We start from the raw sequence: 9,491 nt of genomic DNA, 5'->3' as shown, positions 1-9,491 counted from the left end.
GGGGCGGGCTCGCCCGCCCCCGCCGACGACCCGGTGGCCGCGGTGCGCGAGGTGGAGTCGATCGCCGCCCTGCTCCCCGCCGATGTACGGGCCAAGGGCACGCTGCGGATCGGCAGTTCGATCGGGTCCCCGCCCGCCGCCTACTACCCGAACGGGCAGGACCGGCCCCCCGCGGGCCAGGACATCGACATCGCCGAGGCGGCCGCCCGTGTGCTCGGCCTCCGGCTCCAGCGCCAGGACGCGTCCTTCGAGACGATCCTGCCCGCCCTGTCCAGCGGCAAGTACGACCTGGGCACCGGCAACTTCGGCGTCACCGAGGAACGCCTGAGGACCATCGACTTCGTCACCTACATCAACGACGGCCAGGGCTTCGCCGTGCGCAAGGGCAGCACCGGCGTCAAGGGGAAGGTCGAGGACCTGGCCGAACTGTGCGGCCTGACGGTCGGCACCGGGGCGGGCACCACCTTCGAGGCCACCCTGGAGGAGAACAAGGGCGTGTGCGCGAAGGCCGGACGCGAGCCCTACGACGTCAAGGTGTACTCCGAGAACGGCGCCGTGGTCACGGCGCTCCAGCAGGGCCGGATCGACGTCGTCATGTCGACCATCAACGGCCTGAGGTACCAGGCCGCGCAGCCCGCGGCGGGGACCCGCTTCCTCGGCGAGTACCACCGGCTGGACGTCGGCTTCGCCTTCCGCAAGGGGTCGCCCCTGACGCCCGCCTTCCGGGCGGCGGTCGACGAGCTGATCGCCGACGGGACCTACGCCCGGATCCTCAAGAAGTGGGGCACCACCGAGTCCGCCATCGAGAAGTCACGGATCAACCCTCCCGAGCAGCGCTGAACGCCCTCTGCCGGCGGACCGTCCCACCGGCCCGCCGGCACGACCTCACCGATCGGAACACGACCCATGGGATTCACCACCGACTCCGCGCCCACCCGCGCGGCCGTGCCGGGCGGCGGCCAGGAGGCCCCGCCGGCCGCCGACCCCCTGGCCGGTCTCACGGTCGTCCCCGCACGCCACCCCTGGCGGTGGGCGGCGGTCGTGGCCGTGCTGGTGCTGTGCGCGCAGTTCGCCCACGGCCTGCTGACCAACCCGGTCTGGGAGTGGGAGGTGTTCCTCTCCTACGTCCTGTCCGAGACCATCGTCGAGGCGGTCGGCGTCACCCTGCAGCTCGTGGCGTTCGCCACCGTGCTGGGGTTCCTGATGGGCGCGCTGCTGGCCTTCATGCGGTTGTCCCGCAGTCCCGTGCTGCGCACGGTGGCCTGGACGTACGTGTGGATCTTCCGATCCATCCCCATGATCGTCCAGCTGGTGTTCTGGTTCAACCTCGGTGCCCTGTACCGGGAGCTGGGCGTGGGCGTGCCGTTCGGGCCGGTGCTGTGGTCGGTGGACAGCAACGCACTGATCGGCACCATGGGCGCCGCGCTCATCGGGCTCTCCCTGCACCAGGCGGCCTACGCCGCCGAGATCGTGCGCGGTGGCGTGCTGGCCGTCGACGGCGGGCAGCTGGAGGCCGCCGCGGCGCTGGGCATCCCCCGGGCGCGCCAGGTGCGGAGGATCGTGCTGCCCCAGGCCATGCGGGCGATCCTGCCCACCGCCGGCAACGAGGTCGTCGGCCTGCTCAAGGGCACCTCGGTGGTCTACGTGATGGCCATCGGCGAGCTCTTCTACCAGGTGCAGGTGGTCTACGGCCGCAACGGCCGGGTGATCCCGATGCTGATGGTGGCCACCGCCTGGTACGTCTTCCTGACCTCGCTGCTCAGCATTGCCCAGTACTACCTGGAGCGCCGCTTCGCCCGCGGCGCCGACCGCACCCCGCCCCCCACCCCGCTGCAGCGGGCCCGTCGGCTGGTGCGGACCCTGCGCGCCGCCGGGGCGGGTCCGGTCGCCCGCGACTCCCACGGACGCCCCGGAGGCACCCCATGACCGACAGTGCGCACACCCTCGAGCCGGAGGCGGGGCCGGTGATGCTGGACGTCCGCGGCGTCCGCAAGAGCTTCGGCCAGCTGGAGGTGCTGCGGGGCGTGGACCTCTCGGTGCGGGCCGGCGAGGTGACCGTGGTCCTCGGGCCCTCCGGCTCCGGCAAGTCCACCCTGCTGCGGACGATCAACCACCTGGAGAAGGTCGACCAGGGCTGGATCAGCGTCGACGGCGAACTCGTCGGCTACCGCCGCCGCGGCGACAAGCTGTACGAGCTCAAGGAGAAAGACGTCCTGCGGCAGCGGACCCGGATCGGGTTCGTGTTCCAGAACTTCAACCTCTTCCCGCACCTGACGGTGCTGGAGAACCTGATCGAGGCGCCGGTCTCCGCGCTGCGCCGGCCGCGCAAGGAGGCCGTGGCCGCCGCCGGGAGGCTCCTCGACCGGGTCGGCCTCGCCGACAAGGCGGACGCCTATCCCCGCCAGCTCTCCGGAGGCCAGCAGCAGCGGGTGGCGATCGCCCGTGCCCTCGCCCTGGAGCCCAAGGTGCTGCTCTTCGACGAGCCGACCTCCGCGCTCGACCCCGAACTGGTCGGCGAGGTCCTCGACGTCATCAAGGACCTCGCCCGCACCGGAACCACCATGGTCGTGGTGACCCACGAGATCGGCTTCGCCCGGGAGGCGGCCGACCGGGTCGTGTTCATGGACGACGGCGTCGTCGTCGAACAGGGAACGCCCTCCGAGGTGCTCGACCGTCCCCGCCACCTGCGCACCCGCGCCTTCCTGTCCAAGGTGCTCTGACCTCTTCCACCGCAGTCCCGCCCCGTCCTGCCACCATCCGAGGAGTCCCGCCCGCCATGGCCCCCATCAACCGCCGCACCTTCGCCCTCTCCCTCGTCACCGGCGTCGCGCTGTCCGCCTGCGCCAACCCCGACGACGGGGGCTCCACGGAGGTGCGGGACCCCAAGGGATCCGGCACCACCAAGATCAACAACTCGCCCGACCAGAAGCGTGTCACCACCGAGAAGGTGGACGCGGCGGCCGCCCTGGTGCCCAAGGCGATCCGCGACCGCGGAACGCTGGAGATCGTCGGCTCCGCCGACAGCTCCGCGCCGCTGGGCTTCTACGCCACCGACGACAAGACCCGCATCGGGGTGGAGATCGACATCGCCCATTTGGTCGCCGGCGTCCTCGGACTGGAGCCCCGGTACACCGCGGTCTCCTGGGAGAACATCTTCGTCGGCCTGGACAGCGGCAAGTACGACGTCGGCTTCAGCAACATCACCGTCACCGAGGAGCGCAAGGAGAAGTACGACTTCGCCAGTTACCGCAAGGACGACCTCGCCTTCGAGGCCCGCAAGGGCAGCGGCCTGAAGATCCGCGGGTTCCGTGACGTGGCCGGGCGGAAGGTCGCCGTGGACACCGGCACCAACCAGGAGAAGATCCTGGTCGAGTGGAGCGAGAAGGCCGAGAAGGCCGGTCTGGAACCCGTCGACATCGCGTACTACAAGGCCCAGGCGGACACCTACCTCGCGCTGGAGTCCGGGCGCATCGACCTCTGGCTCGGCCCGAGCCCCACCGCCTCCTACCACGTCGCCTCGGCGGGGAAGACCGAGATCGTCGGGACGTACTCGGGCGGCGGCGCCACCCTCCAGGGCCTGATCGCCGCCACCACCAAGAAGGACAACGGCCTGGTGAAGGCGCTCCACGCCGCGCTGGCGGAGGTCATCCGCAACGGCGCCTACGCCCAGGTTCTGGAGCGGTGGGGGCTGTCCGGCGAGGCGGTCGGGAAGTCGGAGATCAACCCGCCGGGCCTGCCGAAGACCAACCAGTAGCACCCACCCGCCAGGCCCGACAGGAAGGTACCGCCATGCCCGCGCCGTCCACCGACCCCGCGTCCCTCCCCGAACCCCTGCGGCTCGCCGTCGCCCTGGACGGCGCGGGCTGGCACCCCGCCGCCTGGCGGGAGCCGGAGGCCGCTCCCCGCCGGCTCCTGAGCGCCCGCTACTGGGCGGAACTGGTGGCCGAGGCCGAACGGGGGCTGCTCGACTTCGTCACCCTCGAGGACGGGCTCGCGCAGCAGTCCTCGCACCCCACCCGCAGGGACGACCGCACCGACCAGGTGCGCGGCCGGCTCGACGCGGTGCTGACCGCGGCGCGCGTGGCGCCGCTGACCCGGCACATAGGGCTGGTCCCGACCGTGGTGGCGACGCACACGGAGCCGTTCCACATCTCCAAGGCGATCGCCACCCTCGACCATGTGAGCGGCGGACGGGCGGGTCTCCGCGTGAAGGTGTCCGCCCGTCTCGACGAGACGGCGCACTTCGGCCGCCGGGACATCCCGCCCCTGGAGCTGCCGGCAGGCCCCGGCACCGCCGGGCCCGACGGGGTCGTCGAGGACCTCTTCGACGAGGCCGCCGATCACGTCGAGGTGACGCGCAGGCTCTGGGACAGCTGGGAGGACGACGCGGAGATCCGCGACGTCGCCACCGGCCGCTTCATCGACCGGGACAAGGTGCACTACATCGACTTCCGCGGACGCCACTTCAGCGTCAAGGGCCCCTCCATCACGCCCCGTCCGCCCCAGGGACAGCCCCTGGTGACCGCCCTCGCCCACGCCACCGTGCCCTACCGGCTGGTGGCCCGCTCCGCCGACATCGGCTACGTCACCCCGCACGACGTGGATGACGCCCGCGGCATCGTCGGCGAGATCCGCGCCGAGCAGGCGGCCGCCGGACGGGAGGGCGAACCCCTCCACGTCTTCGGCGACCTCGTGGTCTTCCTCGACGAGACCCCGGCGCGGGCGGCCGCCCGCCGCGACCGGCTCGACGACCTGGCCGGTGAGGAGTACACCTCCGACGCGGAGATCTTCACCGGCACCCCCGCCCAGCTCGCCGACCTGCTGCTGCACTGGCGCGAGGGCGGCCTCGGCGGCTACCGGCTGCGCCCCGCGGTCGCCGCCCACGACCTGCCCGCGATCACCCGCGGTCTGGTTGCCGAGCTGCGGGGACGCGACGTCTTCCGCCGCGCCTACGAGGCCGGCACCCTGCGCGGGCTGCTCGGACTCGCCCGCCCCGCAAGCCGCTACGCGTCCACCGCCTGACCGGAAGGAGACCGCCCACCATGAGCGCCACCGGCCGGGCCGGCACCGCCCGCAAGCAGATCCACCTCGCCGCGCACTTCCCGGGAGTCAACAACACCACCGTCTGGAGCGACCCGGATTCCGGGAGCCAGATCGACTTCAGCTCCTTCGTCCACCTCGCGCGCACCGCCGAACGCGCCAAGTTCGACTTCCTGTTCCTCGCCGAGGGCCTGCGCCTGCGCGAACACGGCGGCCACATCTACGACCTGGACGTCGTCGGCCGTCCGGACACCTTCACCGTGCTGGCCGCCCTCGCCGCCGTCACCGAGCGGATCGGCCTGACCGGCACCATCAACTCCACCTTCAACGAGCCCTACGAGGTGGCGCGGCAGTTCGCGAGCCTGGACCACCTCACCGACGGACGCGTGGCATGGAACGTGGTCACCTCCTGGGACGCCTTCACCGGTGAGAACTTCCGCCGCGGCGGCTTCCTGCCGGAGTCCCGCAGGTACGCCCGTGCCAAGGAGTTCCTCGCCACCGCCACCGAGCTCTTCGACTCCTGGCGCGGGGACGAGATCCTCGCCGACCAGGAGAGCGGCCGGTTCCTGCGGGAGCCCGGGGCGGGCGCCTTCGCCCACAAGGGCGAGGAGTTCACCATCGAGGGACGGTTCGACGTCCCCCGCAGCCCCCAGGGCCGGCCGGTGATCTTCCAGGCCGGGGACTCCGACGAAGGCCGTGAGTTCGCCGCCTCCTCCGCCGACGCCATCTTCAGCCGCTACGGCACGCTGGACGAGGGCAAGGCCTTCTACGCCGACGTCAAACGGCGCCTGGCCCGGTACGGACGCACCCACGAGCAACTGCTGATCCTTCCCTCCGCCACCTTCGTGCTCGGCGACACCGACGAGGAGGCGGCCGAACACGCCCGGCAGGTGCGCCGGCAGCAGGTCAGCGGCGCCACCGCGCTGCGCCACCTGGAGTTCGTCTGGAACCGCGACCTGTCCGGCTACGACCCGGACGGGCCGCTGCCGGACGTCGATCCCGTCGTCGGCGAGCACACGGTGGCCCGCGGACGGGCCCAGGTGCGGATGTACCGCGACCCGGTCGCCACCGCCCGCCGATGGCGGGAGCTGGCCGAGGCCAACCACTGGTCCATCCGGGACCTGGTCATCCACACCGGCAACCGGCAGACGTTCGTCGGCTCCCCGCAGACCGTCGCCCGCGCCCTGGACGAGTTCGTCCAGGCGGACGCCGCCGACGGCTTCATCCTGGTGCCGCACCTGGTCCCCGGCGGCCTGGACGGCTTCGCCGACACGGTGGTGCCGCTGCTGCAGGAACGCGGCGTCTTCCGCACCGAGTACGAGGGGACCACCCTCCGCGACCACCTAGGCCTCGCCCACCCCGACACCCGCCGCGACGCCCGCCCCGGCGCCGGTCCCGAGGCCGCGGACGGCGCCGGTCACGGGGCCCGGACAGGCGCCCTCTGACCACCCCTCCCACCGTCACCACCTGCTCGTCCCCCCTCACGACACAGAGGAGCACCATGCCACCCGGACCCCGCCCGGCCGATCGTCACGAGGCCGCCTACGACCGCCGAAGACTGCGCCAGTGGCTCGCCGGTGACGCCAAGGCGGAGGGAGTGTCCCGCCGCCACCTGCTCACCCTGCTGGCGGCCGCCGGCGCCGGCGCCGCGCTGCCCGCCCTCGCCCCCGCCCCGGCCGCGCACGCCGCCGACACCATCGTGAAGCCGCTGCCGGCCGAGGCGTTCGTCCGGCACGGGACCAACGCCGAGACGCGCTGGGAGGCCCTGCGGGGCACCGGGTACCACACGCCCAACGAGCTGTTCTTCGTCCGCAACCACACCTCCACCCCGCTGATCGACGCCGACGGCTGGCGGCTGCGGCTGTGGGGCGACGGACTGCGCGGAACCCCCGGCCAGGACCGCCCCGTCGAGTTCGGCTACGACGACCTGCGCGCGCTGCCCTCCGTCAGCCGGGTCGCCTTCGTGGAGTGCGCGGGCAACGGGCGCGGCAACTACGCCACCCAGCAGGGTCAGACGGTGAGCGGCACCCCGTGGGGCCTCGGGGCGATCGGGGTCGCCCGCTGGCGCGGCGTACGCCTGGGCGACGTGCTGCGACGGGCCGGGCTGTCGTCGTACGCCGTGGACGTGCAGCCGCGCGGCCTGGACGCCGAGTACGTCAGCGGCGGTGAGAACCTCGGCCGGGTGCGGCGCCCCCTGCCGCTGGTCAAGGCGCTGGACGACGTGATCCTCGCCCACGAGATGAACGGCGAGCCGCTGCCGCCCGACCACGGGCACCCCGTACGGGTGCTGGTCCCCTCCTGGGTGGGCATCGCCTCGATCAAGTGGGTCGGCGACATCGAGGTGTCCGCCGAGCCGCTGTACTCCCCGTGGAACACCACCTTCTACCGCCTGTTCGGCTCCGCGTACGGCGAGACCGGCAGCGCCCCGATCGGCGTCCAAGCCCTCAAGAGCGCCTTCGAGCTGGGGCCGGACGCGACGTTCCGGGCGGGGGAGGGACAGGTGCTGCACGGCCGCTCGTGGTCCGGCGCCGGGGGCGTCACCCGGGTGGAGGTCAGCACCGACGGCGGGGCGCACTGGCGGACCGCCGCGCTGCACGACCCGCCGCGCACCGGCGCCTGGTCCCGCTGGTCGCTGCCCTGGCGCCCCACCGCGCCCGGCACCACGCACCTGCTGGCCCGCGCCACCGACACGGCCGGCCGCACCCAGCCGGAGACCACGCCGCACAACACCCAGGGCTACCTGTTCGACGCGGTGGTACGCCACCGCGTCACCGTGGTCTGACCGCGGGCCCGGCGCGCTGCGAGCCGCGTCCCGGACGCCCTTGACCTTCACACCGATGTGAGGCCTGTGGAATCGCGTCATGACGAACCGAACAGCATTTCGTGTGGGCATCGCACTGGACGGCGTGGGCTGGCACCCGGCGGCGTGGTCGCACGCACCGGGAGCGGACCCCGCCGCGCTCTTCACCGGGGACCACTGGACCGGCTGGGGCCGGGCGGCGGCCGCCGGGGGCGTCGACTTCGTGACGCTCGAGGACGGCCTGGGCCTGTGGACCGACCGCTTCGGCACCGCCGCCGACGACACCGGCCGCCGGGTGCGCGGGCGGCTGGACCCGGTGGTGGTCGCCACGCTCCTTCTGGCGACCACCGGCATCCCGGAGGTCGTCGTCACCCGCAACGTGACGCACTTCCCCCCGTTCCAGGTGGCCGCGCAGCTGGCGTCCCTGGCGGCGATCGGTCCCGGCCGGGTGGTGTGGCGTCCGCAGGTCTCGGCGGACGCCCGTGACGCCGCCGTGGTCGGAGGCGCCCCCACACCCGCCCTCGAGCCTCAGGACGTGTACGTGCCGACCAGGATCGCGCGGCGGCTGCGCGATCTGTTCCGGGACGCCGAGGACCACGTGCGCGCCGTGCGCCGCCTCTGGGAGACCTTCCCGGCCACGGCGCTGGGCGGCGAGGACGGCGCCTTCTGGCGGCCGGGACACATCCGGCCGGTGCCTTTCACGGGCGAGCCGCGGTACCCGGCCGCAGGACCGCTGACGGTGCCGGTCTCGACGCCGCCGGCGGTCGCCGTGCTGGCCCACCACGCGCTGGAGCCCTACCGGCTCGCCGCCGCCGTGGCCGACCGGGTGTTCCTCACGCCCACCACGGAGAACCCGTTGTCCGGACTGATCGCCGCGTTCCGTCAGGTCGAGGCGCTCACCCCGGACCGCGTGGAGACCCAGGTGTACGCGGACGTCGCGGTCGTGCTCGGGGACAGCGAGGACCACGCCCAGGACCGACTCGGGCGGCTGGACGCAGCCGCCGGCGAGCCGTGGTCGACGGACACCGGTGTCTTCACGGGAACCGCGAAGCGGCTCGCCGGCGAGCTGGCGGACCGGCGCGACGGCCTCGGCCTCGCCGGAGTCCGCCTGCGGCCCGCCGTCCTCGCCGACGACGGCGGTCGCGTCGTCCGTGAACTCGCCCCGCTGACGCGGTGATCCGGCCGCGGCCGAAGGGCTCAGGCCGGGGCCGCTTCGGGGGTCGCGGCCGGCCGGGCCCGGTGCTTCTCGACCTCCGCCAGGTACTCGCTCATCGCGTCACGGTTGCGGACCAGCACCTCGATCCGCTCGCTGAGCTTGTCCCGCTCGCCGGTCAGCAGGGCCAGCATCTCGGGCGTGGCGTCCGGGAAGTGGATCGACCGGGGCTTGTCCAGGCAGGGCAGGATCTGCCTGATGATCCGGGTCGGCAGCCCGGCCGCCAGGAGCCCGCGGATCTGCTTCACCCGGTCCACGTACCGCTCGTCGTACTCCCGGTACCCGTTCGCCCCCCGGTCCGGGACGATCAGCCCCTGCTCCTCGTAGTAGCGCAGCAGCCTGCGTGAGGCCCCCGTCAACCGCGACAGCTCACCGATACGCACGCCGTCAGCCTAGTCACGCACGACCCGCTTGACCATCACACCGATGTGAGGGTTT

The 9,491-nt window shown here is 73.0% G+C and carries 9 protein-coding genes; 8 read left to right on the top strand and 1 reads right to left on the bottom strand.

Features of this window, described 5'->3' with window-relative positions; translation table 11 throughout:
* The 8 genes from ACFRAV_RS27570 to ACFRAV_RS27535 form a co-directional block, all read left to right on the top strand.
* Positions 1-840, top strand: an 840-nt coding sequence (locus ACFRAV_RS27570) for an ABC transporter substrate-binding protein (protein WP_382559240.1), incomplete at its 5' end; no start/stop codon positions are given.
* Between the two features lie 66 nt (positions 841-906).
* Positions 907-1,926: an amino acid ABC transporter permease gene (locus ACFRAV_RS27565; protein ID WP_382559238.1), complete on the top strand. Its 1,020-nt coding sequence runs from the start codon at positions 907-909 to the stop codon at positions 1,924-1,926.
* Complete coding sequence (locus tag ACFRAV_RS27560) at positions 1,923-2,720, top strand: amino acid ABC transporter ATP-binding protein (RefSeq protein WP_382559235.1); 798 nt, start codon at positions 1,923-1,925, stop codon at positions 2,718-2,720. The genes ACFRAV_RS27565 and ACFRAV_RS27560 overlap by 4 nt, the downstream gene beginning before the upstream one ends.
* Positions 2,721-2,776: 56 nt before the next feature.
* Positions 2,777-3,754 (top strand): ABC transporter substrate-binding protein, encoded by a 978-nt coding sequence (locus ACFRAV_RS27555; RefSeq protein WP_382559233.1) that lies wholly within the window; start codon positions 2,777-2,779, stop codon positions 3,752-3,754.
* A 35-nt stretch (positions 3,755-3,789) separates the two neighbouring features.
* Positions 3,790-5,022: an LLM class flavin-dependent oxidoreductase gene (locus ACFRAV_RS27550; RefSeq protein ID WP_382559231.1), complete on the top strand. Its 1,233-nt coding sequence runs from the start codon at positions 3,790-3,792 to the stop codon at positions 5,020-5,022.
* Positions 5,023-5,042: 20 nt separating this feature from the next.
* Positions 5,043-6,485, top strand: a complete 1,443-nt coding sequence (locus ACFRAV_RS27545) for an NtaA/DmoA family FMN-dependent monooxygenase (RefSeq protein WP_382559229.1) — start codon at positions 5,043-5,045, stop codon at positions 6,483-6,485.
* A 56-nt stretch (positions 6,486-6,541) separates the two neighbouring features.
* On the top strand, positions 6,542-7,822 hold the full coding sequence (locus ACFRAV_RS27540) for a sulfite oxidase (RefSeq protein WP_382559227.1): 1,281 nt from the start codon (positions 6,542-6,544) through the stop codon (positions 7,820-7,822).
* 79 nt (positions 7,823-7,901) lie between these two features.
* Positions 7,902-9,017: an LLM class flavin-dependent oxidoreductase gene (locus ACFRAV_RS27535; protein ID WP_382559225.1), complete on the top strand. Its 1,116-nt coding sequence runs from the start codon at positions 7,902-7,904 to the stop codon at positions 9,015-9,017.
* Between the two features lie 20 nt (positions 9,018-9,037).
* Here the strand turns inward: ACFRAV_RS27535 and ACFRAV_RS27530 are convergent, their stop codons facing one another.
* Complete coding sequence (locus ACFRAV_RS27530) at positions 9,038-9,436, bottom strand: MerR family transcriptional regulator (protein WP_382559223.1); 399 nt, start codon at positions 9,434-9,436, stop codon at positions 9,038-9,040.
* Positions 9,437-9,491: the final 55 nt, after the last annotated feature.

This window comes from Streptomyces sp. NPDC056600 (assembly GCF_042792855.1).
Taxonomy (GTDB): domain Bacteria; phylum Actinomycetota; class Actinomycetes; order Streptomycetales; family Streptomycetaceae; genus Streptomyces.
The sequence above is the reverse complement of the archived record's forward strand: the minus strand, read 5'-3'. Positions and strand labels throughout refer to the sequence as shown.

Bases quoted from the DNA above. Each gene is read 5' to 3' on its own strand.
- ACFRAV_RS27540 (WP_382559227.1), top strand. From the start codon at position 6,542: ATGCCACCCGGACCCCGCCCGGCCGATCGTCACGAGGCCGCCTACGAC.
- ACFRAV_RS27565 (WP_382559238.1), top strand. From the start codon at position 907: ATGGGATTCACCACCGACTCCGCGCCCACCCGCGCGGCCGTGCCGGGC.
- ACFRAV_RS27550 (WP_382559231.1), top strand. From the start codon at position 3,790: ATGCCCGCGCCGTCCACCGACCCCGCGTCCCTCCCCGAACCCCTGCGG.
- ACFRAV_RS27535 (WP_382559225.1), top strand. From the start codon at position 7,902: ATGACGAACCGAACAGCATTTCGTGTGGGCATCGCACTGGACGGCGTG.
- ACFRAV_RS27560 (WP_382559235.1), top strand. From the start codon at position 1,923: ATGACCGACAGTGCGCACACCCTCGAGCCGGAGGCGGGGCCGGTGATG.
- ACFRAV_RS27545 (WP_382559229.1), top strand. From the start codon at position 5,043: ATGAGCGCCACCGGCCGGGCCGGCACCGCCCGCAAGCAGATCCACCTC.
- ACFRAV_RS27555 (WP_382559233.1), top strand. From the start codon at position 2,777: ATGGCCCCCATCAACCGCCGCACCTTCGCCCTCTCCCTCGTCACCGGC.